Here is a 26169-nt window from a genome sequence, read left to right as displayed (position 1 = left end):
AGAGCACCTAATATCGGCAAAGAAAAAGAGAGTGGGACAGAAATCGGTAATTCGTTAGAATTCGATTTCGTCGTCCCACCTCCGCACAGTTGAGTAGGGCTGTAAAAGCTGATGAAATCAGCGTAGTAGAGCCCACTCAACCACTGCGTCTTGCTCGACAATCCAAAAACAATTAAGAGGCTAGGACTTTTGTCCCAGCCTCTTTTTTTATCAAATTTATGAGGGGCTTAGTCACCTAAACCGATGCGTTCGAAGATTTCATCCACCCGTTTAGTGTAGTAAGTTGGGTTGAAGATTTCATCGATTTCTTCTTGAGTAAGACGTGATGTCACTTCTGGATCTGCTTCAAGAAGTGGTTTGAAATCTACTTGGTTATCCCATGATTGAGCTGTCTTTGGTTGAACAAGGTCGTAAGCTTGCTCACGTGTCATACCTTTTTCAATCAAAGTCAACATCGCACGTTGGCTGAAGATCAAACCAAATGTAGAGTTCATGTTGCGGATCATGTTTTCAGGGAAGACTGTCAAGTTCTTAACGATGTTTCCGAAACGGTTGAGCATGTAGTCGATCAAGATGGTTGTATCTGGTGCGATGATCCGCTCAGCTGATGAGTGAGAGATATCGCGTTCGTGCCAAAGGGCTACGTTTTCATAAGCTGTGACCATGTGACCACGGATCACACGTGCAAGACCTGTCATGTTTTCAGAACCGATTGGATTGCGTTTGTGAGGCATTGCTGAAGATCCTTTTTGACCTTTGGCAAAGAACTCTTCTACTTCACGTTGTTCAGATTTTTGAAGACCACGGATTTCAGTCGCCATACGCTCGATCGATGTTGCGATGCTAGCGAGAACTGCAAAGTACTCAGCGTGAAGGTCACGAGGAAGGACCTGTGTCGAGATTTCTTGAGCACGGATACCAAGCTTATCACAGACGTATTTTTCAACGAATGGTGGGATGTTGGCAAAGTTACCAACCGCACCCGAAATCTTACCAGCTTCCACACCAGCAGCCGCATGCTCGAAACGTTCGATGTTCCGTTTCATTTCGCTGTACCAAGTTGCCAATTTCAAACCAAAAGTTGTCGGCTCAGCGTGCACCCCGTGGGTACGACCCATCATGATAGTGAACTTGTGTTCTTTCGCTTTGTCAGCGATGATGTTAAGGAAGTTTTCAAGATCCTTACGGATGATATCGTTGGCTTGTTTGTAGAGGTAACCATAGGCCGTATCCACCACGTCGGTAGAAGTCAACCCATAGTGGACCCACTTGCGCTCTTCACCAAGCGTTTCAGAAACCGCACGTGTGAAGGCAACCACATCGTGGCGAGTCTCCTGCTCGATTTCCAAAATACGGTCGATGTCAAAGTCTGCTTTTTCACGAATCAAAGCCACATCTTCCTTAGGGATTTCTCCCAATTCAGCCCAAGCTTCGTCAGCCAAGATTTCCACCTCAAGCCAAGCACGGTATTTATTTTCTTCAGTCCAAATATTCGCCATTTCTGGGCGACTATATCTATCAATCATGTTTAATTTTCCTTTCTTTTGATGTTTCACTTATGTGGGGCGGACGTCAGCAGCTTCCTCCGGAATCTCATGACTAAATCTTGAGCCTCTAGTCTCAAGATTTCCGTCGCTTACGCTTTCCCCACGGCGTGAAACATCCGTTTAACGAACAAAAGTCGTTTTATTAAAATTCTTCTTTCCCAATCCACACTGATGGATAATGATCCAGTGTATTCAAATCCGTATCTAACGGTAGATCATAGATGGCTAAATAGTTTTCAGGATATTGTGTAACTAGCTCTTCATACTTAGCTTTCACTTTTTCATGATCACTACTAGCATACAAGACTTCGACGACTGCTCCAGTCTTATCTTTTTCAACAAATGCGTTGACGATGAGTTGAATCATAAAACCTCCTAAATCGAAATTCCCTTCATATTTGCTTCCAGAATAGGCATCTTCACACCTAACTCCTGACCAGTCTGATAGACACTTTGACAACAATAGAAGATATCCTGTTTATCATTGTGTAAGGTCATAATTTTTCGAGTCAGCTCATTTTTCGCAAACATGATTTTCATGGCTTTTCCGGCTATCCAAGCAGGGATTTTGTATGGCAAGAGCTCGGCTTTATAAAGCTTCAAATTCACGCCACGCGCTTCTACAACTTTCAAAGCCTCTCGAATGGCCTTGATGGCTAATGATAATTCCGAAGAACTATTCATCAAGTTCAAAGCCAATTCTTCTGGATTTTCCAGATTTCCCGAACGTGCGGCTGTCGAAGTAACACCTGCGTTAATCGCCATGTGAATCCAAATCCACTCGACCATATCATGAGGCACTTCCCACTTCAAATCTGCAGAAGTCAGTAAAGTTGTCAGATCAGCATAGTTAGAAATCTGTGCTTTTTGCTCACCTTCTAGCATTAAATGGTCGAACAAGACACCATCCAAATGGTCCTCCTGCATGTGACCTCCAGCTGTTGGAAAAGCTAAAATATAGTCATAATCTCCTGCCCACTCTTGGACCTCTTTTCGAGTATCCCAAAAATTACAGAAGAAAACAAGGGTGCCTTTGATATTATTTTTTAGCAAGGTCTCCACAGCCTCTTTGACAAGCCCATGACGCACACTCAGAAAAATAAAATCATATTCCGAATCAGCTTCTGCCACACGAACCTCATAGGTATCGTGTTTGTTCTCACCCTTGGAATGATAGCGACCATCTAGTAGATCAACCGACAATTCCTTCGGAGCAGTGCTTTTCTTACTATCTCTCAGTACGTGCTCTACTTGATGGCCTGCTTTTTGAAAGGCGTAGGCATAAGTGGTCCCGATGACTCCAAGTCCTAGAATCGCTATTTTCACTTAAAAATCAATTCCTTTCCAGCAGTAGTTGTCTGGCTTCTCTTGTCGATTTTTCACCTGCGACAAGCCTAGTCAACCTTGCAGGGGTAAGACGACGGACCTTATTGCTGGGGTCCTGTCTTACTCCCCAAACTCCTCAACCTCATCTGGCACATCACTAAACAAAGTCACGTGTCCCATCTTGCGGTTGTGCTTCGCTTCTATTTTACCATACATGTGGAGATGGGCGCTTGGATTTTCTGTGATATATTTTTCAGCGGCCTCGACATGCTGGCCGAGAACATTAAGCATGACAGCTGGAGCATGTAGCTGGATAGCTGGCAATGGTGCTCCCAGAACACCTAAAATATGGGTATCAAACTGGGAGAAATCGCAGGCTTCAATAGAGTAGTGCCCTGAGTTATGTGGACGTGGGGCAATTTCATTGACGATGATGTCATCAGCTGTTGCAAACATTTCCACGCAAAGGGTTCCAGACAAGTTCAGTTGTTCTGCAATTCGTACTGCCATAGCTTTGGCTTTTTCAGCCAGACTTTCTGAAATGCGAGCTGGCACGATGGTCTTAGACAGGATATTGTTACGGTGGATATTTTCCTGAACTGGGAAAACCGTCACATCCTTGCCGTTGCCAGATACGATGACAGAAATTTCAAGGTCAAAGTTGACAAATTCTTCTAAAACACAGTCTGCTGAATCAGCTAGTGCATTGGCTTCTGCCAAATCTTCTGCCGAACGAATAACCTTCTGACCATGGCCATCGTAGCCACCAGTCGCAGTCTTGAGGACATAGCTTTTCGACAAGTCGATATCTACCAAGTCTTGGCTAGAAGTCACGACCTTGTAGGGTGCAACGGTGACTTTGGCCTTGTTTGAAAGGAATTCCTTCTCAAAAATCCGGTTTTGGGAGATGCGAAGTAGGTCAGTCCCTTGTGGAAGCTGCCCTTCTTTGATAACCGCATCAAGGCCGTCAGCATCGACATTTTCAAACTCATAGGTCAGGACATCACATCGCTCAGCCAACTGACGAAGGGCGTCCACATCATTATAAGCCGCCACGATAATTTCCGCCACGCGAGAGGCTGGGCAATCCGCTGCAGGATCCAGCGCGATGACCTTGTGCCCCATGTAGATAGCAGAAATGGCCATCATCTGACCCAGCTGACCGCCACCGATAATTCCGATTGTTTTAGATGAGCTCATTTGTCGACTCCTCTGCGATTTTTCCTTGTTCTTCTGCATAATCTTCCAAAGCTGTCGCGATAGCCTGATCCTCTACTGATAGGAGGCGGAGGGCAAAGAGAGCCGCATTTGTCGCCCCTGCTTCACCGATAGCCATAGTTGCAACTGGCACACCACCTGGCATTTGAACGATTGAATAAAGTGAATCCACACCGCTAAGAGCACGTGATTTGACGGGTACACCGATGACAGGAAGGGTTGTTTTGGCTGCTACCATACCTGGCAAATGGGCTGCGCCACCAGCACCAGCGATGATGACCTTGATGCCACGGCTACGTGCTTCTTCGGCATGTTTGAACATGAGGTCCGGTGTACGGTGGGCAGAGACAACTTTCTTTTCATAAGCAACAGCGAAGTTGTCGAGGACTTCTGCTGTTTTTTGCATGGTTGCCCAGTCGGATTTTGAGCCCATGATAATGGAAATTACTGGTTTCATTTCTTCTCCTTTTTTGATAATCGTCTAATGTAGTGCGGACGTAAGCGACCGCCTAGGGCGTTCCATTACTAAAACTGGAGCCTGAGTCTCCAGTTTTCCGCTCCTAGTAGCTTTGCTACTAGGAGTTCCACTACTGTGACGATTATCCTATACTAGCTCGCTAATGCTCGCAAATTAAACGACCATTATCGTGTTTGGCGATTGCGTCGCTTTTTCTTATATCTTTATCGAATCGCCTTACTTCCGATATCTGTTCGGTAAAAGAGGCCCTCTGTGTTTTGTTTGTTAAGTTGGTTGTAGATAATGTTTTGGCCGTCTTTGACGGTGTCTGCTGTTGTGACCAACATGTAAACACGTCCTCCGTTTGAGAGGAGGTCTTGATCGTTTTCAGAGAATTTAGCACCAGCATAGTAAGTGATGATGTCGCCTTCTGTCTTGGTAGGAAGCTTGACACCTTTCTCATAAGCGAGTGGGTAGCCGTTTGATGCTACAACCACACCTAGTGTCACACCCTTATCCGTCCAAGTAATAGCTGGCTCCGTGCCATCGAGGATATCCGTAATATTTTGTGCAAAGTCAGATGTCAAACGAGACAAGATGATTTGCGTTTCAGGATCTCCAAAACGAGCGTTGAACTCGATGACTTTGGGCCCATCAGCTGTCAAGATAAGACCGGCATAAAGTACACCAAGATAAGGACGATCTTCTTTAATCATGCCTTCGAGGACTGGCTTGACAATGGTGTCAACCGCTGTGTCAACCACGCTCTGTGACAAGTGTGGAACTGGCGCATAGGCCCCCATCCCACCAGTGTTAGGCCCCTTGTCGCCATCATAGGCACGTTTGTGGTCCTGAGCTGTTGGCATGATGTAGAACTTGTCACCATTGACAAAGGCAAAAAGTGAAAATTCCTCTCCTGCAAGAAACTCCTCGATAACCACACGCGCACCTGAGTCACCGAATTTATTGTCCAAAAGCATCTCATGAGCAGCTTCGACTGCTTGCTCAACCGTTTCAGCAACGACGACACCTTTCCCAAGGGCCAAACCGTCTGCCTTGACTACGATTGGAGCGCCTTTTTCTTCGATATAGGCCTTGGCTTCCTCGAAATCTGAAAAGGTCCCATAGGCTGCTGTCGGAACGTCGTATTTGACCATGATTTCCTTGGCAAAATCCTTAGACCACTCCAGCTCAGCCGCAGCCTTAGTCGGACCAAAGGCTTTGAGTCCAGCTGCATTGAAGTCATCCACGATTCCAGCCGCAAGGGCATCATCTGGACCGATAAAGGTCCAAGCAATCTCATTGACTTTTGCGAAGTCAATCAGCTTAGAATGTTCGGAAATTCCGATATTGATCAAATCCAGACCATCTAATCGCATCCCGTCATTACCAGGAGCCACAAAAACCTGCTCAACGTCTTTAGACTCCAACAATTTCTTGGCAATCGCATGCTCACGACCGCCAGATCCAACAACCAAAAGTTTCATCTCGAACCTCTTTTGCGAATTATTTTATTAAATTATATCATAATCGTTCGTTTTATTCTAATATTTCAAGGAATATCCGATGATTTTCATTAGAAAACAAACTTTTTTCATTATTTTTTAAATTTCTGCTCCTTTTTACGAATATTATAATTGAGACCTCTAATATTTTTTAAAAAAGGAGTTTTATGCAGAGAATAAAGAAACTACTCTTGGCAGCTTGTCTTTTCTGGGCAGGAGCTTCACAAGTTGCAAGAGCAGACCAAAACGTCAATTATATCTACAAGGAAAAAGGACAATTAGTTGTCCACCTCGGGACCATTCCAGATCGCTTCCAAAGCGTTAGCGTCCCCATTTGGTCCGAGCAAAATGGCCAGGACGACCTCATTTGGTATCCTGTCCAACGAGGAGAAAATGGGTTTGATTTGCAAGTACCTCTGACTAATCATTTGGATCAAGCAGGACTTTATCACATCCATGTCTACGGGATCCATTCTAACGGAAATATTGAAGGACTGTTTCCTCTACAGACAATCATTGAAGAAAAAGATCTGACTTCTTCCCAACCCAAGATTACAGTCCGACCTAGCACTGCACAGCTATTTGAGATCCAACTCCAGCTTTTTGAAGATGTGGAGGAGGTCTTCTTTCCCATCTGGTCTGAACAAGATGGCCAAGACGACTTGATCTGGTATCCCGCAAAAAGAACGGCACCTGGTCGCTACCAATTATCCTTCAATGCCGAGAAACATACAGGGAAAGGAACCTTTCATCTCCACGTCTACCAAAAAGACAAGGGGCACTTAAAAGGCCTGCTTGCCACTGAATTTCAGGTCGAGCGGGTCAAACCTGCTCCACTGGTCACTCAACCGGATAATTACTATCCCGTCGGCGAATGTACCTGGGCGGCAAAAGAGCTAGCTCCTTGGTCACAAAACTGGTGGGGAAACGGTGGCATGTGGGCAGCTAGTGCACGCGCTGCGGGCTTCCGGACAGGAAATACCCCAGAGGTCGGTGCTATCGCCTGTTGGGATAATGGAGGCTATGGCCACGTTGCAGTCGTGACGGAGGTCGAACATGATCAAAAAATCCAAGTAAAAGAAGCTAATTACAATGGAAATCGGACCATCAACAATTTCCGTGGCTGGTTTGACCCCACGAATGTTGTCTGGGGAACAGTCAGCTATATCTATCCAAATTAAGGAATTCCTAACCAGAACAAAAGGCGCTCATCAATCGATGAGTGCCTTTTTAGATTAATGTCTGAAGTGACGAACACCTGTAAAGATCATGGTCAAACCATATTTATCAGCCGCTTCGATTGACTCTTGGTCACGGACTGATCCACCCGGTTGGATGATAGCCTTAATTCCTGCCTTAGCGATTTCTTCTACGTTATCCGCAAATGGGAAGAAGGCATCTGAAGCAAGGACAGCACCGTCAAGGCGGTCTTTAGCTTGGTCAATAGCGATGCGGACAGATGCCACACGGTTGGTTTGACCAGGGCCAACACCAAGTGTCATGTGGTCGTTGGTCACGATGATCCCATTTGATTTGACGTACTTGATAGCCTTCCAAGCAAACTCAAGAGCTGTCGCTTCTGTCTCCGTTGGTTGGCGTTTGGTCACTACTTGCCAGTCAGCTGGACTTTCTTTGACAACGTCTTGATTTTGAACGAGGAGACCACCAACAACACCAGTGTATTCTGCTTCCACTTCGCTAGCATCTTGAGCATCAAACGGCAACGCAAGAATCCGCAAGTTTTTCTTCTTAGTTGTCAAGATTTCAAGCGCTTCATCTGTGTAGCTTGGTGCAATGATGATTTCAAGGAAGACTCCATGCATTTTTTGAGCCGTCGTAGCGTCTACCTCACGGTTGAGAACGACGATTCCACCGAAGATGGATACTGGGTCAGACTCATAAGCGTAGTCCCAAGCAGTTTCAATATCATCAGCTTGACCAATCCCACATGGGTTCATATGTTTCAAAGCCACAACGGTTGGACGGTCTTTGAAATCACGGATGATCCGAATCGCAGCATCCGCATCGCGGATATTATTGAAGGACAATTCTTTCCCGTTGAGCTGTTTCGCGGATGCAATCGAATAATCCGTTGGCAAGGCCTTTTGGTAGAAGTCTGCGTCTTGTTGAGGGTTTTCCCCGTAACGCATGGCTTGCTTGAGATCATAAGTCAAAGTAAGTTTTTCAGGTTTTTCTTCACCCACTTGAGCAGTGAAGTATTCTGCGATCAAAGCATCATAGGCTGCTGTGTGGCGGAATACTTTTGCTGCCAAACGTTGGCGAGTTTCATAAGAGGTTTCGCCATTTGCTGCCAATTCGTCAAGCACAACAGCATAGTCAGTAGGGTCTACCACGACTGTGACGCTAGCGTGGTTCTTCGCTGCTGAACGAAGCATGGATGGACCACCGATATCGATGTTTTCAACTGCATCAGCGTAAGTCACGTCTGGTTTGAGGATGGTTTCCTTAAATGGGTAAAGGTTGACCACCACAAGGTCGATCAACTCAATCTTGTTGTCCTTAGCAGCCTCTAGGTGGCTATCGAGGTCACGACGAGCGAGGAGACCGCCATGGATATTTGGGTGGAGAGTCTTGACACGACCATCCATCATTTCTGGGAAACCAGTCACATCATCGATAGCAATGGTATTAACACCAGCATTATCAAGGGCAACTTTAGTACCACCAGTTGAGATGATGTCCCAACCAAGTTTCTTGAGTTCTTGGGCAAATTCAACAATGCCCGCTTTATCTGAAACACTAATTAGTGCGCGTTTAGTCATTCTATTCCTCTTTCTTTAGATCCAACCGCATAGCGACTTCGTTATTTTCTTCTATAAATCCTGTTTCCTGAAAACCCAAACTAGTCAGCAGGTACTTCATTTTTTCATTTCCAACCACATAATCTGCGATAATATGATTGCAATCTCTATCCATCTGAGCCTCTTTGATCAGAACTTCCAAGGCTTTTCGTCCATAACCTTTTCCTTGGTACTGCTGGCCAATCATTATCCGCCAGATAAAGTATTCTGCCTCATCCTTATCTATTTCCAACAGTAGAAAACCAACTACTAGCTCATTCCAATAGATTGCCATGGGAAACACATCCCCATTCTCTCGGTAGAGCCATGCGTCAGCTAAAGAACGCTCATTGGGAGCTACAAAACGCGCTCGTTCATCAGCATCAGATATTTTCAAATCCAGCACTGCCTGAAAACTGCTCTCATCTACTAATTTCAGATTAATCATTTTTCTCCTTTTGAATAAATAGGATTTTGAGGTGATTAAAGACTAATCTAACTCATATAAAAGGTAGTTATCAAAATTTATGATTCCTTTGAGGTAATCTCGGTCTGCTTTAGACAACTCAAATTCTGGAAAGGTCGCAATTAAACTGGACAAATAAAAATAATTCGGGTGCCGACGATAAGAAAAACCTGCTTGACCGAATTTTCCTTGACAAAAATCATAGGCAAGTTTTAATTCTTGACTTGTGACACCGTCTAAAATTTTATCTAACTCTGAAAGCTGACTTTTATCAGTATTTTCTATCATAGCTTTCACTGTATTTACTAAAACAAAAAGAAAATCCTTAGTATTATCCAGTAGGATTGGTCTGTTAGATAACTTATTCTTTAACTCCATATAGTATTGGTCCATAATCATTTCTTCCTCTCCACTCCCAAACTATCCAAGACTTCCGGATAGAGCTTGTACTCTGTTTCGTGGATGCGCGTTTCGAAAGTAGCAAGGGTATCCCCTTCAAGGCGTGGTACACGGACTTGTTTGATGACCTTACCGGTATCAACACCAGAGTCCACCCAGTGAATGGTCACACCGCTCTCAGCTACACCTGCATTCCAAGCATCCTCAATACCATGAGCACCTGGAAATTCCGGAAGATAGGCTGGGTGAATATTGATAATTCGACCTTCATAAGCTGCTAGTAAGGTTGGGCCAACGATTTTCATGTAGCCTGCGAGGCAAACCAAGTCAATCTGATGTTTATCCAAAAGTTCGACAATGGCTCCTTCATAGTCTGCCTTGTTCTCAAACTCTTTGAGTTCAAAGGCATAGGTTAATACCCCTAGCTTTTCGGCACGTTCTATGACATAGGCATCCCGGTGATCTGAAAAAACAAATTCTACTGGAAATTGTTCCGCGATCACCTGGAAGTTTGAACCATTTCCGGAAGCAAAAACAGCAATTTTTTTAGCCATTATTTTATCACCACATTTGCATCTGTCTTCTTGACAATCCGACCAATTTCATAAACAGGTTCGTCAAGAAGTTCTTTGACACGTTCCACATTTTCTAGTTTGACCGCAAGCATGAGACCAATACCCATGTTGAAGATTTCAAACATTTCTTCATGTTTGATTTGGCCATATTTTTCAAGGGCTTTGAAAATCGGAAGAACTGGCACTTTGCTTTCATCAATTTCAGCAGCCAAGTCATCTGAGAACATACGTGGTACATTTTCGATGAAACCACCACCTGTGATATGGGCGATTCCGTTGACCAATTCTTCTTTGATGAGCGGTATAACAGCCTTAACGTAGATACGAGTTGGTTCAAGAAGAACGTCTTTAAGTTTCTTGCCTTCTAACTCAGGTAATACTTCTTCACCTGTGTAATCCGCAAAGACACGACGCACGAGTGAGTAACCATTTGAATGGATACCACTTGATGCAAGGCCAAGAATCACATCCCCCTCAGCTACTTTTGAACCGTCGATAATTTGAGATTTTTCTGCAACACCGACAGCAAACCCAGCCAAGTCATAGTCGTCTTCGCCATACATACCAGGCATTTCAGCAGTTTCCCCACCGATGAGGGCTGCTCCAGCCTGCACACACCCTTCAGCTACACCAGCAACGACTTGTTCCAATTTAGCTGGTTCATTTTTACCAGTTGCGACGTAGTCCAAGAAGTAGAGGGGCTCTGCACCTGCAGCGATGATATCGTTGACACACATAGCCACACAGTCCTGACCGATTGTATCGTGCTTATCGTACTTGATGGCCAGCATGATCTTAGTTCCGACACCGTCCGTACCTGAGATCAAAACAGGCTCTTTGACACCTGTTTTTGAAAGGTCAAACATGCCACCGAAACCACCAAGAGCTCCCATAACACCCGCACGTTCCGTACGTGCCACGTGTTTTTTGATCCGTTCAACAACTTCATAACCCGCTTCAACATCTACACCAGACTGCGCGTAAGCATTTTTGTTTGTCATTTGTTCATTCCTTTTCTTTTTTTGAGAAAGATTGCGACGTATTTTTAGATAAACCATCTTTTTATCTAAAAATACTAGTCAGGTCTCTAGCTTTGATCCCATAGGACAAAGCGTCTACTGACAAATGCTTTAGCTTTTAGTCAGTAGTGAGACGTGGAGCGTATGCATTCTTATTTGTCATTTGTTTATTCCTTTTTCTCTTCCTAGAGTCTACTGTGATTGATCAGATTCACTTGCAAACATTCCTAATAAAAGGAGGTCTGCTCATTCAAGCTTTCCAAATAGCGTTCTTCGTAGTCATATAAAGGTGTTGGGTATTTCCCATCGAAGTAAGCTACACAAAGACCACCGTTTGGTGCATCGGTATCAATACCAATAGAATCAATCAAGCCATCAATGGACAAGTAGGTCAAGCTATCCGCACCAATAATCTCACAAGTTTCCTCTACTGTATGGTTGGCTGCGATCAGCTCCTCGCGGCTCTGAATATCAATTCCGTAGAAACATGGATAAGCCAGAGCTGGACTGGCAATTGCCACATGGACTTCAGTAGCCCCTGCTTCTTTCAACAATTTCACAATCCGACGAGAGGTCGTTCCACGTACAATAGAATCATCAATCATGACAACCCGTTTGCCTTTCACGACCCCAGATACGGCAGAGAGCTTCATCCGCACTCCTTGTTCCCGCAATTCCTGAGTCGGTTGGATAAAGGTCCGTTGGACATACTGATTCTTGATCAAGCCCATTTCATTTGGCAGACCGGATTCTTCCGCAAAGCCCATGGCCGCACTGAGAGAGGAGTTGGGAACCCCCACTACAATATCTGCTTGGTTCTTAAATTCTCGTGCTAACTGAGCGCCCATCCGCTTGCGAGCCGTATGGACGTTGACTCCTTGGATATTGGAATCAGGACGAGCAAAATAGATATACTCCATAGAACAAATCGCTAGTTGAGTATCATCCGTATAGCGATCATAGGTAATACCATTTTCATCGAAAATCACGAGCTCACCAGGATGCACATCTCGAATCCATTCTGCCCCAATCACCTCAAAGGCACAGGTTTCCGAAGAAACAACCAAGGCACCATTGGCCATTTTCCCGATAGAAAGAGGACGGAAGCCATTTGGGTCCAACGCCGCGATCAGCTTATCTTCAAACAGCATCAGATAAGCAAACCCACCTTTGACCGTATTGAGTGCTTCCTTGATTTTCCCCATAAAGGAAGGGTTGTGGCTCCGACGGATCAAGTGGGCCAGAATTTCTGAGTCAGAGGTCGAGCTAAAGATGGCTCCATTTTTTTCTAATTCGGATTTGAGCGATTGGGCATTGGTCAAATTCCCATTATGGGCCAGACCAAACTGCGTATCGTGAAAGCGGAAGAGGAAGGGTTGGATGTTATCCACAGACGCTTCCCCCGCTGTCGCATAGCGAACATGTCCAATAGCAGAAGATCCTGTCAATTTTTCAAGATTTAAAGGATTCCGAAAGACTTCTGAAAGCAGACCTGTATCCCGATGGCGTCTCAAGGTTCCTTGGTCATTGGCCAAGATGCCTGCCCCTTCTTGTCCCCGGTGTTGGAGACTGTGAAGGCCAAAATAGGTGAGTTTTGCTGCGTCTGGATGTCCCCAAATCCCAAAGACTCCACACTCTTCATTAAGAGATTTTACTTCGTATGTCATGTTGTATACCTTTTATTTTCCAGTAAAGTATTGAACCGCTGATGCAAAAAGATGTTGATCTTTATTTCCTGGAATATTTTGGAAGAGACCGTCTTCAAAACGTTCTGAGTGACCCATCTTCCCGATGATTTGACCGTTCTTGCTGGTAATTCCTTCGATGGCATGGACAGAACCATTTGGATTGTATTTAGAATCCATGCTTGGTTGGCCCTCAAAATCAACGTATTGGCTAAAGATTTGACCATTGTCACGAAGCTCTGCGAATTCCTCAGCTGTCACGACAAACTTCCCTTCACCGTGTGATACTGGGATAGCGTGGATGTCTCCAACTTCTACTCCCGCAAGCCATGGTGAGTTGGTATTGGCAATCCGTGTTTCCACCATCTTAGCCACGTGTTGGTTGGCATCATTGTAGAAGAGGGTTGGACTGGTACTGCTTGCATCTTCAAAGTTACCGTATGGAAGGAGACCTGATTTGACAAGAGCTTGGAATCCATTACAGATACCGATGATCAAGCCACCGCGTTCGATGAAGCTATCAATAGCCGAACGAACTTTTTCATTGAGCAAGATGTTAACGATAAATTTAGCTGATCCATCTGGTTCATCCGCTGCTGAGAAGCCACCTGCAAAGAAGATAATGTTGGCTTTTTCAATGTTGTCAACCATGGTGTCAACAGACTTGACAATCACCTCTTCATTCAGTGTGACAAATGGTACCAAGTTAACTTTTGCGCCTTCTTTTTCAAAGGCCTTAGCTGAATCGTACTCAGAGTTGGTACCTGGGAATACTGGGATGTAAACCACTGGTGTATCAACTGTTTCTTTAGCTTTAATCACAGCATCTGTTGCTACAGCAGGTACTTCTTCCAACTCAGTTGCTTGTGCAAATTCCGTTGGGTAAACTTCTTCCAATTTACCTTGGAAAGCACTGTCAAGTTTGTGTCCATCAAGCGTTACACCATTGACAGTAAGTGTAAAGTCAGCTACTGTTTGTCCGATCTTAGCAACACCTGCAATTTCTTCAGTCGATGTGAAGACGAATCCACCCAATTGGGCTGTCAAGCTAGTGTCAAGGTCAGCTAATTCGACGTTTGCTCCGATATGGTTCCCAAATGTTGCAAGGGCAAGAGCTTCAACCACACCACCATATTTAACAGCTGATGCGGCTGTCACTTTGTGGTCAGCTTGGATAGCTTCAAATTGAGCAAAGTTCGACTTGATGAGTCCAAAGTCAATTTCTTGTGCCAAAGCATGACCAGGAATGTAGTAAATATTTTCACCAGCAACTTTAAATTCTGGAGAAAGAACCTTACGGCTATCCGCAGTTGTTACCCCAAAAGCAACCAAGGTTGGTGGTACTGTCAATTCTTCAAAGGTACCAGACATCGAGTCTTTACCACCGATAGATGGCAAACCAAGTTGAATCTGAGCTTCAATGGATCCAAGAAGAGCTGATACTGGTTGGCCAAAACGCTCTGCTTGTTTATCCATCCGCTCGAAGTATTCTTGATAAGAGAACCGAGCCTTAGACCAGTTGGCACCAGCAGCAACCAAACGAGCAGTTGCTTCGATGACCGCATAAGCAGCACCATGATATGGAGACCATTCGGCGATATAAGGGTTAAATCCTTGCGCCATAACAGAAGCAGTTGTTGTCACGCCATGTTGGACTGGCAATTTCTGTACAGAAGCTTCCGTTGGTGTAATTTGGTAGCGACCACCGAGTGGGTGATTGACTGTTGAACGACCAACTGAACTATCAAAGATGGTTTGTAACCCTTTTTGACTGGCATGGTTAAGGTCAGCCAGGACTTCAAGAGTATCAGCTTCAAGGGTTGCAGCAGATGTTTGACGTTCTTCTGGAAGCTTAACATCCTTGTCAACCACCTTAGCATCTACAACCACACGTACACCGTTTGTATCAAGGAAACGACGTTCCAAATCAACGATGGTTTCACCATTCCAGTGCATGACAAGATTTGGTTTCTCCGTCACTGTTGCAACGACAACAGCATCAATATTTTCTTTGTTACATGCTGCGACGAAGGCATCTACATCTTCTGGACGAACCACGACAGCCATCCGTTCTTGAGATTCAGAGATGGCAATTTCTGTACCGTTCAAACCTTGGTATTTCAATGGCACTTTGTCTAGATCAATTTCAAGACCATCTGCCAATTCACCGATCGCCACACAGACACCACCAGCACCAAAGTCATTTGATTTTTTGATCAGACGGGTCACTTCCCCATTACGGAAAAGGCGTTGAATCTTACGTTCTTCGATGGCATTCCCTTTTTGAACCTCAGCACCAGCTGTTTCAACAGATTCAACCGTTTGAACTTTAGAAGAACCTGTCGCACCACCGACACCGTCACGTCCAGTCTTCCCACCGAGCAAGATAATCACATCACCTGCTTCAGGTTTTTCACGGACAACATTTTCTTTAGGAGCCGCACCGACAACTGCACCTAGCTCCATACGCTTAGCAACGAAACCTGGGTGGAAGTATTCACGAACATAAGTTGTCGCCAAACCAATTTGGTTACCGTATGAAGAATAACCGTGAGCCGCTGTTTTAGAGATCACTTGTTGTGGCAATTTACCAGCACGAGTTGCTGAAATTGGAGCTGTAATATCACCAGCACCTGAGATACGCATGGCTTGGTAAACGTATGAACGACCTGACAATGGGTCACGAATGGCACCACCAATACAAGTAGCCGCACCACCAAATGGTTCGATTTCAGTTGGGTGGTTGTGGGTTTCATTCTTGAACATAAGAAGCCATGGTTCTTTCACACCATTGACATCCACTTCAATTTCAACAGAGCAGGCATTGATTTCATCAGACACTTCCATGTCATCCAAACGACCATTAGCACGCTCATAACGACCAAAAATAGTGGCCATATCCATCAAGGTTTGAGGTTTTTCCGTACGTCCCAACTCGTCACGCATGGCGATATATTTGTCATAAGTCGCTTGCAATTGTTTTTCAAATTTAGAAGCTGAGAAGTCGATGTTTTTCAACTCAGTCTCGAAAGTTGTATGACGGCAGTGGTCAGACCAGTAGGTATCCAACACCTTCAACTCAGTCTCAGTTGGCACACGTCCAATAGACTTGAAGTAATCTTGAATGAAGAGAAGGTCATCCACTTCCATGGCCAATCCTTGCTCAGCCTTATACTGTGCAAAATCTTCTGCCGTATAAATTTCAAAGAAATCCAAGCTTGGAATGGTCTTGTTAGACTCAGAAAAATCCTGTTTCGCAATACCAACAGTGATATCTTTGAAACGAGAATCCACTGGATTCAAGAGGTAGTTTTTGACAGCTTCCAACTCATTCGCATCAATATCCTTGTTAACCAAGTACAATTGCGCTGTGTTCACTGTTACATCATTTGAACTACCAAGCAAAAGCAAAGCTTCTTGCGAAGATGCTGCCCGTTGGTCAAATTGACCAGGCAAGCTTTCAATGGCAAAGAAAGCATGCTTCTCAAGATCAGCCTGAACCGCAGCTTCATCCAAAACAGTATCGGTCACCTGCTCAGAAAAGATGTGTTTTTCCGCACGCGCAAACAAGTCCTCTGCCAAATCAAAGACATCGTAAACCTGAACAATCCGAAGATCCTTCAAGGTTTTCAACTGAAGATTATGCTGTAATTCCTTTACTAAAGAGTCCGATTTCACACGAAAATCAGCTTTTTTCTCAACGAAAATACGTTTATCCATTTTATTTCCTTTATCTATTTCTACTTAAAGATTGTAGTGACGACCAAGTAAAACTTTACTTCAAGCCCTGCAATTTCTCTAACACAACCTTGTACACATCTGTTAGACTGCCCAAGTCTCTACGGAAAACATCCTTGTCCATATGGTGTCCTTCCGCATCCCAAAGGCGGCAGTTATCTGGTGAGAATTCATCAGCCAAGATGATCTTGCCATCCTTATCAAAACCAAATTCCAATTTGAAGTCAATCAAGCGAAGACCAATTTGTGCAAACCAATCTTTCAGCAATTCATTGATGCGACGCGTTTCTTCCTTGATATAGGCAATTTGTTCATCATTGGCAATATCCAAGAACTTCACATGCTCATCATTGATAAATGGATCATCCAACTCATCATTCTTGTAGTAAAATTCAACGATTGGAGTCTCCAAGTCCAAACCTTCTTCAACGCCAAAACGTTTAGAAAAAGAACCCGCAGTCACATTTCGAAGAACAACCTCCAAAGGAATAATAGTAACCTTCTTGTTCAATTGTTCGGTATCAGAAATACGCTCGATAAAGTGCGTCGCAACACCCGCAGCATTCAATTTTTCAAAAATAAGAGACGAAATCTGATTGTTGAGCACACCTTTCCCCTCAATGGTCTCTTTGCGAGCTCCATTCAGCATGGTGGCCTGGTCCTTATAAACGGACTTAATCACATGTTCGTCTTCTGTACTATAAATATCTTTTGCTTTCCCCGTATAAATTAATTGATCGGACATCTTCTTGTTCGCCTTTCATCTTTTATCCCTTTCAGTGTATCACAGAGAGGTTGTTTTTTCAAGTTAAATCCGTATCTTGTTCGCTTGTAACACAAAAATAATAAGAGATTGAATCAAAAAGATTCAACCTCTTATTTTTAGATGCTTGTTCGTTCGTAAAATCCGAACTTTATTTGCTTGTTTTCTTCAAAACGTAGTCTACCATATCTCCAACAGTTGCCATGGCATCAATATCCTTGTCTGGAATATTAATTTGATAGGCTTCTTCCAAATAAATAATGTATTCCATGAGATCAACGGAATCCACTTCCAAGTCTTTTCGTAAATCCAAATCCAAAGAGACCTCATAGTCAGATCCCTTATTATCTTGAATCAACCCTTCAACTAGTTTAAAAATTTCTTGATGACGACTCATTTCTCTTCCTCCAATTCTGATAATTCAACCACAGATTTACGAATAACATCTGTTTCCAACATGGTCCGGATCTGGCGGATCGTACTATAGACTGCCTTGGCATCACTAGAACCATGGGTTTTCACGACAGGGGCTTGCAAGCCAAACAAGACCGCACCTCCAACATCTGAATAATCCAAGGTCTTTTTCAAACCTCGTAGATCATTCTTCAAGAGGAAAGCTCCAATCTTAGCTTTCAACCCACCACCACTAAGGACCGTTTTCAACTGTTTAAATAGGCCCAGAGCAGTTCCTTCCATAGTCTTAAGGACAGCATTTCCTGTAAATCCATCTGTCACAATGACGTCAGCAACTCCATCCATCAAGTCACGCGCTTCCACATTTCCTACAAAATTAAGAGAAGGATCCGCTGCTAATAGTTGATAGGTCTCCTTGCGTAGGGGATCCCCCTTGCTTTCCTCTGTTCCGTTATTTAAGAGACCGATACGAGGCCGCTTAATGCCACGGACATTCTCTGCATAATAGGCTCCCATAATCGCATATTGGTGCAAGTGTGTTGGCGTATTTTCAGCATTTGCCCCCAGATCCAACATATCATAGCCCTTCCCATCAAGGGTAGGAAGAGTCGACATCAAACCTGGACGATCGATGACCTTGATCCGACCGACGATGAAGTAACCAGAGGCAAGAAGAGCTCCTGTATTTCCTGCAGAAAGCATCGCATCCGCTTCCCCATTCTTAACTGCATGCGCTGCTAAGACCATGCTAGCTTGCTTTTTCCGACGAATCGCACGAGTTGGCTCATCATCTGAGTTGATTTTCTCATCTGTATGGACGATAGATACCCGTTCAGTTGCTGTCAGGTATTGCTTAATTTTAGCCTCATCTCCGTACAAAATGACTTCAATATCCTTAAATTCTTGTATGGCTTGATTGACCCCTTCTACCAGGGCCTGTGGAGCATGATCTCCACCCATTGCATCAACTGCAATTTTTTTCATTTCTTACCTCCAGACTGATCTTTTAAGATCTCTCCCCAGCTTCCCAGGGAATCAATAAATTTCTTAGCTTTTAGATGAATGCCTACATATTCATCATAGAGTTGGTCTAGACACTTTCTCAATTCTTTCTTCATCGCATCATGGATGGAAATCGTCTCTAACTCACTAAATTTCACGGCTTGAAAACGATCCAGCAAATAGAGGGCATTGGGATCCCAGTGGGCCCGTCTTTCGTCACGATCATAATGATCTGGGCAAAGGACACCACCCAAGCGGAATGAAAAATCAAAAGGCAGCCCCACTCGATGACAGACACAACACTCATGAACGTTTAAGGCGACACCAAATCGGGATAAAATCTGCATTTCAAAAATATTGGTCAAGATTTCATAATCCAAGCCCCGATCCATCAATTGCAAGGTCTGCTCTAAAAAAGCAAATAAATCTGGATCAGGTTGACGATCCTGTATACTAGCATCTGCCAAGGCCAGTATATAGGTTGCGTAGGAAAGGCGAAAAAGATCTTGATTAATCCCTTGGAAACTTTGAACCTCATGAATATCTTCGATATAGCTGAGTCCGTCATCATTGATTTTCAGATACATATCCGCTAAAGTCAAAGGTTGGATCATAGAATTCAACCGAGAACGATTGGCATGTTTCACGAAAAACATGAGCTTGCCAGCTTGCTCTGTAAAGATTTTAACCAGCTTATCATCCTCTCGGTAATCCCGATGGTAGAGGACGATGCCACGACTCTCAATGCTCTCCAGCATGTTCTTTCATAAACTCCTTCAACCGACTCATCGCTTCTTGGATCACTTCCATACTTGCTGCATAAGACAAGCGCACATAGCCTTCTCCATATGGGCCAAAAGCCATTCCTGGGATAAAGGCAACAGCCTTTTCTTGGGCTAGGAGCTTCAAAAAATCGAAGGAATTTTGAAGATATCCTTGTGGGATCTTAGCAAAAATATAGAAGGCCCCATCTGGGCGGATAATATCAAAGCCCATGGCAGACATTTCTTTGATGATATAATCTCGACGCTCTATGTATTCTCGTTTCATCGGCTCTGCGTCGTCTTTACCAACCGTTAAGGCTTCAATGGCTGCATACTGGTTCATGGTCCCCGCTGCAGTCACCAAGTACTGATGACTCTTGATTAATTGAGCTGTCAAGGAAGCCGGCGCAAAGATAAAACCAAGTCTCCAGCCTGTCATAGCATGAGACTTAGATAAGCCATTGATAATAATGGCTTGGTCCCGTAGATAGGATCCCAAGGAAACGTGAGACTGTCCTGTATAGGTTAGCTCTGAATAAACTTCGTCACAAATGACAAAGACTTCATATTTCTTCAAGACCCTAGCCAACTCCTGCATCTGCTCCTTAGAGTAGGTAACACCTGTCGGATTAGCTGGGTAGTTGAGAATAACCGCCTTGACGCGGTCCCCTTGCTCTTCTATGGCCTTTTCTAAAGCCTCTGGGCTGAGGATAAAGCGATTGTCTGTCGTATCGATTTCGACGACACTAGCCCCCATCAGTTTAATAATAGGTTCGTAACCAGGATAAGCAGGTGCTGGTAATAGCACCACATCTCCCGGTTCCAATATAGCCGTCAAGGTCGCAGAAAGAGCCTCCGTTGCCCCAATAGTGACCAAAATTTCATCCTCTGGTCGATACTGTAAATTATACTTTTTAGCTACAAACTGACTAGCAGCTTCACGTAGAGCTAACAAGCCACTCATCCCCGTATAATGGCTCTGGTTGGCGTCAATAGCTGCTTTTGCTGCTTCCTTTACATGATCTGGCGTCGTAAAATCTGGCTCACCCAAGGTTAAACGTAAAACACCTGGAATAGAAGAAATGGCTTGGTCAAACTGACGAATCAAAGAAATCTCGATTCGATTCAAATTTTGATTAAACCGTTTTGTTAAATCCATAGCCACCTCCAAAAAAAGTTCTATCACCATTATACTATAAATGGAAAAGCATCGCAAAAAAGGGGCTAGCCCCAACTAAAATGATACAATAATGACCTTTCTCATCAAAAAAGGCTGGGACAAAAGTCCTAGCCTCTCAATTGTCTTTGGATTATCGAGCAAGACGCAGTGGTTGAGTGGGCTCTACCACGCTGATTTCATCAGCTTTTACAGCCCTACTCAACTGTGCGGAGGTGGGACGACGAAATCGAATTCTAACGAATTACCGATTTCTGTCCCACTCTCTCTCATTGAATAAATTTTGCCAAATCTTTTCTATTCTTGACCACGTGTTGCCACATAATTCAACTGGTCACCATGTTTCGCCAAGAAATCCTTCATTTCCGAATCCGGAATTTGACGAAGGTAGAGATTGGAACGGATAGTTTCATCTTCTTCACGACAAGTAGACAATACTAAGTACTTATCAGAAGCTTTGATTTTAATATTTGGATTCTTTGTCCGCGATCCTTCATAGTTATGCTTCAATTGGGTAGTGAAATCTTCATCATCCTTAAAGCTTGTACGGTAGAAAGCAGTCGTTTCAGGAACAATGACCAAGCACATTGCTTCATAATAGTACTTACGCTCAGGTGTTTCAATAACTACATAAGGATGTTGGTCAAAGTACTCTTGGTTATCATAGAAGTTAACATCGTTAAACATCCGATGATCTGCAACCTTGCTACCACGAGCATGACCGAATAACCAAGTCAACCGATCACTAAAATCTTTTTTGTTATCCGTATCCATGAAGACCGTACCTAAATACGGTTGGTAGCCACCTTCAAAAGTTTTATCCAAGTAAGTAGCATTATCACCTGTTTGAACCACTGGCTCATCTAACTCCGTACCAGGAGCATAAACATAGGCAATCGTCTCTGGATTAACTGCAGTAAATTGAGCAAAACGATTTGCTAGGTAATCTTTCTCCTCTTGACTAGGGGTATATTTTACCTCTTGTTTAGAACTAGTCGAACCACTTGTCGATTTCGCAGTTTCCTGATGTGTCGATGTGGATTTTTGTTTACCAAATGGATTGAAGAAAATAAACCCAAGAACAAGTGCTACAACGGCTACTAAGGCAAAGAGAATTCCCAATCCTTTTCCTTTTGAAGTCGTCTGTTTCTCTGCTCGTTTCATAAATTAGAACTCTCCTAAGTATTCAATTTTTTCTAAAAAATACACTGAACCCAAGGACCCAGTGTATTTTTATGAGCTAATTAATAATTTAATTATTTAACTGCGCTTGTTTTTGGAAGAGTTTTTTGTCCTGCTGCTGCTGGAGCTTTTCCTTCTTCTTTTTTAGCTTCTTTTTTAGCTTCTTTAGCTGAACCTTCAACTACGAATTCACCTGGAATAACGTTACCATTTGCATCCTTTTTAGGTACAAGTTTTTCGCCATTTTCGTTGAATTTAGCTTCAGTTGATTCAGCATCAACATTGTTAAGACCGTCTTTAGCTGCTTGAGTAAGACCACCTTCGTTATCAGTGAAGAATTGCTCTCCTTTAACAACTTCTTGGTTATCAAGACTTCCTGTGTGAACATGACCGTCGTTAGCGAAAACTGGTGCTGCTGCTGCAAATACTGCAAGTGCTGCTACTGATGATAATAAAACTTTTTTCATTGTTTTATCTCCTTTTTTCATTTTAAAAATATTTCGTTACTTCGTAACTATTGTAAGTATACTACTATATCATAGATCTGTCAATAAATTTTTGGCTTAAATTTAAATTTTTTTAGAAAAAGCAAACTATTTGATTTCCATAATGGAAATCCTGATTTTTTAAGGCATTTTCCTTACTCTATTTGACTACACCACTCTTTGGCAAGGTCTTTTTGGGGAGACAAGGATCCAATCTATCCTCATTTTTTTGTGCTTCTTTTAGCAACTCCTCCCTCTGATTATTGATCTTACTTTCTTTTTTTAACCAGTTGAAAAACATATTTTTCCTTTCTTAAAAAAGAGGCTTTCTACAACCTCTTTTTTACATTTTAAGATTTTTTAGCATTTCCAATTTCAAATAGAGGAGACAGAGGACGTTTTTCATGAATGCGGATAATCGCTTCTGCTAATAGTTTTGCGATGGAAATTTGTTCAATTTTATCGATTAAGCGCTCTTCAGGTAGGTAAATAGTGTCCAATACTACCAACTTCTTAATCGCTGATTTCTGAATATTGTCCATAGCTGGACCAGACAATACAGGGTGCGTACAACTTGCATAGACTTCTACTGCTCCTGCTTCAGCAAGTGCATCCGCAGCGTGGCAAATGGTTCCCGCAGTATCAATCATATCATCAATCAGGATACAAGTTTTCCCTTCAACGTTCCCAATGATGTTCATGACTTCGCTGGTGTTCATTTTATCAACACTCCGACGTTTATCAATGATGGCGATTGGTGTTTTCAAAAACTCAGCTAGCTTGCGAGCACGCGTCACACCACCGTGGTCTGGACTAACTACCACATACTCAGAACCGACCATGCCACGACGTTCAAAGTAGTCTGCAATCAATGGAGCCCCCATCAAATGATCCACTGGAATATCAAAGAATCCTTGAATCTGAGCCGCATGCAAATCAATGGTTAAAAGGCGATCCACACCAGCAATCTCTAACATATTGGCAACCAATTTGGATGTAATCGGCTCACGAGCACGAGCTTTACGGTCTTGACGAGCATAACCATAATAAGGCATCACTACATTAATGGTTTGAGCACTGGCACGTTTTAAGGCGTCTACCATGATCAAAATTTCCATTAAATTATCATTGACAGGAGAGCTCGTAGATTGAAGAATATACACCTCTTTACCACGAATAGACTCCTCGATATTGACTTGGATTTCCCCATCTGAAAATTGACGTACGGTCGACTTACCAAGTGGCAATCCCATCTCCTTAGAGACACGTTCAGCCAAATCTTGGTTAGAAGATAAAGCAAACAGCATTAAATCCGAAAACGACATGATTTCCTCCACATAAAATTAACCACAATGTACAAATGTACAAATCTTCTCTTTACCCATTGTAACGCTTTTTACATGATTTTTCAATCCATAATCCATCAAAAATTAAAATAGTAACTATAGTAAAAAACACCCACCAAAAGTGAGTGTTTTAATTTTTTAGTTTGGATAGATATAAGTAACTGTTCCTTGTGCATTCACTGGGTTGAACCATCCACGGTAGTTCCCAATGCTACGGATACCTAAGTAGTTAGATTCAGATACTTGGATACTTGTAGTAGATTGAACAGCTGTAACAACCGCTACGTGTCCATATCCACCGTCATTCCAACATGCAATAGCTCCAACTTGTGGTTGGCTACCAGTACGGAATCCAGCAGCTGCGGCACTTGCAGCCCACTGTGCTCCATTACCCCAGTAATCGCCAGCCCAAGGAGCCAAAACTTTCGCACCCCAAGTACATTCACCTACTGGGTAAGAACTTGCAGAAGAGCTGTATGTTGGACGACTAGTTGCTGCTGGTGTAGCAACTGTTTGAGTTTGAACTGCTGGTGCTGCAGCAGGAGTTGCAACAGTTGCTTGAGGTTGTGCACCTTCAGCTGCAGGTGTTTGAGTAGCAGCTTGCACTTGTGCTTGCAAGTTAGTATTAGCAGATGCTTCTACAGCCTTACGCTGTTCTTCTTGTTGAGCACGGTATGCAGCTTCTGCAGCTGCTTTCTCAGCTGCTGCTTTCTCAGCTGCTGCTTTTTCTTCAAGCAAAGCATTCTTTTCATTTTCAGCTGTTGACTTTTCAGCCGCTAAATTCAATTGAGCGACTTTCAACTCAGCTTCCTTAGTTGCTAAAGCTTGTTCATCATCATTTAATTGTTGTTGGTTCGCAATAACAGTGTTAATGGCATCGTTGTTTTCTTTTTGCTTAGCATCGATATCTTCTTTATCACGTTTTTGCTCTTCCAACATTTTGTTATTCGCACTAGCAATCTCATTCATTGCAGAAACGCGTGAAATAGCTTCAGTCAAAGAACCAGAACTTACAATAGCGTTAATGTAACTTGTAGCAGTTCCTGTTGTTTGAGCACTACGTGCTTGGTTCGCTAATGATTCTTGACGAGCAACAATATTCTTAGAGAGCTCTTCAATCTCTGCAGAAAGTTTAGCAGACTCTTCATTCAAACGTTCATTTTCAGCTTTAAGAGTTTCTTGTTGTTTTTTGATTTCAGAAACTTGAGCTTGAATTTGATCAACTTGTGCTTGCGCACTTTGTTCTTTTGAACTCAAATCTGCAATTTTACTATCTTGTGCAGCAATTTTATCATCAGTAGAATCAGCTCCTACAGAAATAACTGTACCTACTTGTGATAAAGCAACTGTAGTAAGTAAAATAGTCGTTAATAATTTTTTCTTCATAAAATAAAAGACTCCTTCATATAAGACACTAACTAGTATAACAGAAAATGAAAGATTTTATATTACGCCTTTGTTACATTTTTATTTCTATTGATGTATCAAAGTAACAAAAAAAGTTAGCTAGAAAGCTAACTTGATTCCGTACGGAGAATGGGGGATTCGAACCCCCGCGCCAGTTACCCGACCTAACGATTTAGCAAACCGTCCTCTTCAGCCTCTTGAGTAATTCTCCAAAATGGGCACGAGTGGACTCGAACCACCGACCTCACGCTTATCAGGCGTGCGCTCTAACCACCTGAGCTACGCGCCCAAGTTAAAAACTTGGTAATGAACAAAAAGTTCAAAGCGGGTGACGAGAATCGAACTCGCGACAACAGCTTGGAAGGCTGTAGTTTTACCACTAAACTACACCCGCTTATTATTAAGGAAAATGGCGCGAGACGGAATCGAACCGCCGACACATGGAGCTTCAATCCATTGCTCTACCAACTGAGCTACCGAGCCAAATATTGCGGGAGCAGGATTTGAACCTACGACCTTCGGGTTATGAGCCCGACGAGCTACCGAGCTGCTCCATCCCGCGTTAATATTAAGGAGGATGTGGGATTCGAACCCACGCACGCTTTTACACGCCTGACGGTTTTCAAGACCGTTCCCTTCAGCCGGACTTGGGTAATCCTCCAGCTAATTATGGACCTTGTAGGACTTGAACCTACGACCACTCGGTTATGAGCCGAGAGCTCTAACCAGCTGAGCTAAAGGTCCGACAAGATCAATAGTATAGCGGCGAAGGGGATCGAACCCCCGACCTCCCGGGTATGAACCGGACGCTCTAGCCAGCTGAGCTACACCGCCATAAATCGGGAAGACAGGATTCGAACCTGCGACACCTTGGTCCCAAACCAAGTACTCTA

General features: G+C 43.4%; 23 protein-coding genes and 8 tRNA genes. 1 reads left to right on the top strand and 30 read right to left on the bottom strand.

Annotated elements, in window-relative coordinates:
• Positions 1-227 precede the first annotated feature (227 nt).
• The 6 genes from purB to purD all read right to left on the bottom strand — a co-directional run bounded on the left by purB (position 228) and on the right by purD (position 6035).
• Positions 228-1526, bottom strand: coding sequence for an adenylosuccinate lyase (gene purB, locus L0M85_RS07255; RefSeq protein ID WP_048789411.1), 1299 nt, complete (start codon positions 1524-1526; stop codon positions 228-230).
• A 163-nt stretch (positions 1527-1689) separates the two neighbouring features.
• Positions 1690-1914, bottom strand: coding sequence for a hypothetical protein (locus L0M85_RS07250; RefSeq protein ID WP_048687864.1), 225 nt, complete (start codon positions 1912-1914; stop codon positions 1690-1692).
• Positions 1915-1922: 8 nt separating this feature from the next.
• Positions 1923-2873, bottom strand: a complete 951-nt coding sequence (locus tag L0M85_RS07245) for a 2-dehydropantoate 2-reductase N-terminal domain-containing protein (RefSeq protein WP_048789410.1) — start codon at positions 2871-2873, stop codon at positions 1923-1925.
• A gap of 120 nt (positions 2874-2993) precedes the next feature.
• The gene (purK, locus tag L0M85_RS07240; RefSeq protein WP_238656753.1) at positions 2994-4073 is read right to left on the bottom strand and encodes a 5-(carboxyamino)imidazole ribonucleotide synthase; all 1080 of its coding nucleotides are present in this window, start codon (positions 4071-4073) and stop codon (positions 2994-2996) included.
• Positions 4060-4548, bottom strand: a complete 489-nt coding sequence (gene purE, locus L0M85_RS07235) for a 5-(carboxyamino)imidazole ribonucleotide mutase (RefSeq protein WP_238656752.1) — start codon at positions 4546-4548, stop codon at positions 4060-4062. Before purE ends, purK begins: the two co-directional genes overlap by 14 nt.
• 224 nt (positions 4549-4772) lie before the next feature.
• Positions 4773-6035, bottom strand: a complete 1263-nt coding sequence (gene purD / locus L0M85_RS07230) for a phosphoribosylamine--glycine ligase (RefSeq protein ID WP_238656751.1) — start codon at positions 6033-6035, stop codon at positions 4773-4775.
• Between the two features lie 185 nt (positions 6036-6220).
• Here purD and L0M85_RS07225 point away from each other — a divergent pair, with 185 nt between their 5' ends.
• A complete protein-coding gene (locus L0M85_RS07225; protein WP_048687873.1) occupies positions 6221-7234 on the top strand; it encodes a GBS Bsp-like repeat-containing protein in 1014 nt (337 codons plus the stop codon).
• 54 nt (positions 7235-7288) lie between these two features.
• Here the strand turns inward: L0M85_RS07225 and purH are convergent, their stop codons facing one another.
• The 24 genes from purH to L0M85_RS07105 form a co-directional block, all read right to left on the bottom strand.
• A complete protein-coding gene (gene purH / locus L0M85_RS07220; RefSeq protein WP_048789405.1) occupies positions 7289-8836 on the bottom strand; it encodes a bifunctional phosphoribosylaminoimidazolecarboxamide formyltransferase/IMP cyclohydrolase in 1548 nt (515 codons plus the stop codon).
• 1 nt (position 8837) lies between these two features.
• Positions 8838-9302 carry a GNAT family N-acetyltransferase gene (locus L0M85_RS07215; protein ID WP_048789404.1) on the bottom strand — a complete coding sequence of 155 codons (465 nt, stop codon included), beginning with the start codon at positions 9300-9302 and terminating at the stop codon, positions 8838-8840.
• Positions 9303-9344: 42 nt separating this feature from the next.
• Positions 9345-9713 (bottom strand): hypothetical protein, encoded by a 369-nt coding sequence (locus L0M85_RS07210; protein WP_236128260.1) that lies wholly within the window; start codon positions 9711-9713, stop codon positions 9345-9347.
• A gap of 2 nt (positions 9714-9715) precedes the next feature.
• Complete coding sequence (gene purN / locus L0M85_RS07205) at positions 9716-10273, bottom strand: phosphoribosylglycinamide formyltransferase (protein WP_048789402.1); 558 nt, start codon at positions 10271-10273, stop codon at positions 9716-9718.
• On the bottom strand, positions 10273-11295 hold the full coding sequence (gene purM / locus L0M85_RS07200; protein WP_048789401.1) for a phosphoribosylformylglycinamidine cyclo-ligase: 1023 nt from the start codon (positions 11293-11295) through the stop codon (positions 10273-10275). The genes purN and purM overlap by 1 nt, the downstream gene beginning before the upstream one ends.
• Before the next feature lie 245 nt (positions 11296-11540).
• The gene (gene purF, locus L0M85_RS07195; RefSeq protein WP_048687883.1) at positions 11541-12980 is read right to left on the bottom strand and encodes an amidophosphoribosyltransferase; all 1440 of its coding nucleotides are present in this window, start codon (positions 12978-12980) and stop codon (positions 11541-11543) included.
• Positions 12981-12992: 12 nt separating this feature from the next.
• Positions 12993-16718, bottom strand: a complete 3726-nt coding sequence (locus L0M85_RS07190; RefSeq protein WP_238656750.1) for a phosphoribosylformylglycinamidine synthase — start codon at positions 16716-16718, stop codon at positions 12993-12995.
• 55 nt (positions 16719-16773) lie between these two features.
• Positions 16774-17481 carry a phosphoribosylaminoimidazolesuccinocarboxamide synthase gene (gene purC / locus L0M85_RS07185; RefSeq protein ID WP_154854620.1) on the bottom strand — a complete coding sequence of 236 codons (708 nt, stop codon included), beginning with the start codon at positions 17479-17481 and terminating at the stop codon, positions 16774-16776.
• A gap of 169 nt (positions 17482-17650) precedes the next feature.
• Positions 17651-17896, bottom strand: a complete 246-nt coding sequence (locus L0M85_RS07180; RefSeq protein WP_048687889.1) for a phosphopantetheine-binding protein — start codon at positions 17894-17896, stop codon at positions 17651-17653.
• Complete coding sequence (gene plsX / locus L0M85_RS07175) at positions 17893-18897, bottom strand: phosphate acyltransferase PlsX (RefSeq protein ID WP_048687892.1); 1005 nt, start codon at positions 18895-18897, stop codon at positions 17893-17895. Before plsX ends, L0M85_RS07180 begins: the two co-directional genes overlap by 4 nt.
• Positions 18894-19673 (bottom strand): DNA repair protein RecO, encoded by a 780-nt coding sequence (recO, locus tag L0M85_RS07170; RefSeq protein ID WP_238656749.1) that lies wholly within the window; start codon positions 19671-19673, stop codon positions 18894-18896. Before recO ends, plsX begins: the two co-directional genes overlap by 4 nt.
• A complete protein-coding gene (locus L0M85_RS07165; protein WP_238656748.1) occupies positions 19657-20838 on the bottom strand; it encodes a pyridoxal phosphate-dependent aminotransferase in 1182 nt (393 codons plus the stop codon). Before L0M85_RS07165 ends, recO begins: the two co-directional genes overlap by 17 nt.
• A gap of 315 nt (positions 20839-21153) precedes the next feature.
• Entirely contained in the window at positions 21154-22020 is an 867-nt protein-coding gene (srtB, locus tag L0M85_RS07160) for a class B sortase, LPKTxAVK-specific (protein WP_061564553.1), read from the bottom strand.
• A gap of 92 nt (positions 22021-22112) precedes the next feature.
• Entirely contained in the window at positions 22113-22505 is a 393-nt protein-coding gene (locus L0M85_RS07155) for an LPKTxAVK-anchored surface protein (RefSeq protein ID WP_195214417.1), read from the bottom strand.
• Between the two features lie 368 nt (positions 22506-22873).
• On the bottom strand, positions 22874-23848 hold the full coding sequence (locus L0M85_RS07150) for a ribose-phosphate diphosphokinase (protein ID WP_238656747.1): 975 nt from the start codon (positions 23846-23848) through the stop codon (positions 22874-22876).
• Positions 23849-24007: 159 nt separating this feature from the next.
• Positions 24008-25255 (bottom strand): CHAP domain-containing protein, encoded by a 1248-nt coding sequence (locus L0M85_RS07145; protein ID WP_238656746.1) that lies wholly within the window; start codon positions 25253-25255, stop codon positions 24008-24010.
• Between the two features lie 144 nt (positions 25256-25399).
• A tRNA-Ser gene (locus L0M85_RS07140) sits at positions 25400-25487 on the bottom strand.
• 4 nt (positions 25488-25491) lie between these two features.
• A tRNA-Ile gene (locus tag L0M85_RS07135) sits at positions 25492-25565 on the bottom strand.
• Positions 25566-25599: 34 nt separating this feature from the next.
• Positions 25600-25670: transfer RNA gene (locus L0M85_RS07130), tRNA-Gly, on the bottom strand.
• Between the two features lie 16 nt (positions 25671-25686).
• Positions 25687-25759, bottom strand: a tRNA-Phe gene (locus L0M85_RS07125).
• 5 nt (positions 25760-25764) lie between these two features.
• Positions 25765-25838 (bottom strand) — tRNA-Met (locus L0M85_RS07120).
• 9 nt (positions 25839-25847) lie between these two features.
• Positions 25848-25937, bottom strand: a tRNA-Ser gene (locus L0M85_RS07115).
• Positions 25938-25946: 9 nt separating this feature from the next.
• Positions 25947-26020, bottom strand: a tRNA-Ile gene (locus L0M85_RS07110).
• A 16-nt stretch (positions 26021-26036) separates the two neighbouring features.
• Positions 26037-26110, bottom strand: a tRNA-Met gene (locus tag L0M85_RS07105).
• Positions 26111-26169: the final 59 nt, after the last annotated feature.

Source organism: Streptococcus sp. DFI.7.26, from assembly GCF_022240605.1.
Taxonomy (GTDB): Bacteria; Bacillota; Bacilli; order Lactobacillales; family Streptococcaceae; genus Streptococcus; species Streptococcus xiaochunlingii.
Note: the sequence above shows the minus strand (reverse complement) of the source record. Positions and strands in the feature narration are given on the sequence as shown.

Bases quoted from the DNA above. Each gene is read 5' to 3' on its own strand.
- recO (WP_238656749.1), bottom strand. From the start codon at position 19,673: ATGCTGGAGAGCATTGAGAGTCGTGGCATCGTCCTCTACCATCGGGAT.
- purN (WP_048789402.1), bottom strand. From the start codon at position 10,273: ATGGCTAAAAAAATTGCTGTTTTTGCTTCCGGAAATGGTTCAAACTTC.
- purD (WP_238656751.1), bottom strand. From the start codon at position 6,035: ATGAAACTTTTGGTTGTTGGATCTGGCGGTCGTGAGCATGCGATTGCC.
- purF (WP_048687883.1), bottom strand. From the start codon at position 12,980: ATGACATACGAAGTAAAATCTCTTAATGAAGAGTGTGGAGTCTTTGGG.
- plsX (WP_048687892.1), bottom strand. From the start codon at position 18,897: ATGAAAAAAATTGCAGTTGATGCAATGGGTGGAGATCATGCTCCACAG.
- L0M85_RS07210 (WP_236128260.1), bottom strand. From the start codon at position 9,713: ATGGACCAATACTATATGGAGTTAAAGAATAAGTTATCTAACAGACCA.
- purB (WP_048789411.1), bottom strand. From the start codon at position 1,526: ATGATTGATAGATATAGTCGCCCAGAAATGGCGAATATTTGGACTGAA.
- purK (WP_238656753.1), bottom strand. From the start codon at position 4,073: ATGAGCTCATCTAAAACAATCGGAATTATCGGTGGCGGTCAGCTGGGT.
- L0M85_RS07190 (WP_238656750.1), bottom strand. From the start codon at position 16,718: ATGGATAAACGTATTTTCGTTGAGAAAAAAGCTGATTTTCGTGTGAAA.
- L0M85_RS07180 (WP_048687889.1), bottom strand. From the start codon at position 17,896: ATGAGTCGTCATCAAGAAATTTTTAAACTAGTTGAAGGGTTGATTCAA.
- L0M85_RS07165 (WP_238656748.1), bottom strand. From the start codon at position 20,838: ATGGATTTAACAAAACGGTTTAATCAAAATTTGAATCGAATCGAGATT.
- L0M85_RS07215 (WP_048789404.1), bottom strand. From the start codon at position 9,302: ATGATTAATCTGAAATTAGTAGATGAGAGCAGTTTTCAGGCAGTGCTG.
- L0M85_RS07250 (WP_048687864.1), bottom strand. From the start codon at position 1,914: ATGATTCAACTCATCGTCAACGCATTTGTTGAAAAAGATAAGACTGGA.
- L0M85_RS07155 (WP_195214417.1), bottom strand. From the start codon at position 22,505: ATGAAAAAAGTTTTATTATCATCAGTAGCAGCACTTGCAGTATTTGCA.
- L0M85_RS07145 (WP_238656746.1), bottom strand. From the start codon at position 25,255: ATGAAGAAAAAATTATTAACGACTATTTTACTTACTACAGTTGCTTTA.
- L0M85_RS07150 (WP_238656747.1), bottom strand. From the start codon at position 23,848: ATGTCGTTTTCGGATTTAATGCTGTTTGCTTTATCTTCTAACCAAGAT.
- purC (WP_154854620.1), bottom strand. From the start codon at position 17,481: ATGTCCGATCAATTAATTTATACGGGGAAAGCAAAAGATATTTATAGT.
- L0M85_RS07225 (WP_048687873.1), top strand. From the start codon at position 6,221: ATGCAGAGAATAAAGAAACTACTCTTGGCAGCTTGTCTTTTCTGGGCA.
- purH (WP_048789405.1), bottom strand. From the start codon at position 8,836: ATGACTAAACGCGCACTAATTAGTGTTTCAGATAAAGCGGGCATTGTT.
- purE (WP_238656752.1), bottom strand. From the start codon at position 4,548: ATGAAACCAGTAATTTCCATTATCATGGGCTCAAAATCCGACTGGGCA.
- purM (WP_048789401.1), bottom strand. From the start codon at position 11,295: ATGACAAACAAAAATGCTTACGCGCAGTCTGGTGTAGATGTTGAAGCG.
- srtB (WP_061564553.1), bottom strand. From the start codon at position 22,020: ATGAAACGAGCAGAGAAACAGACGACTTCAAAAGGAAAAGGATTGGGA.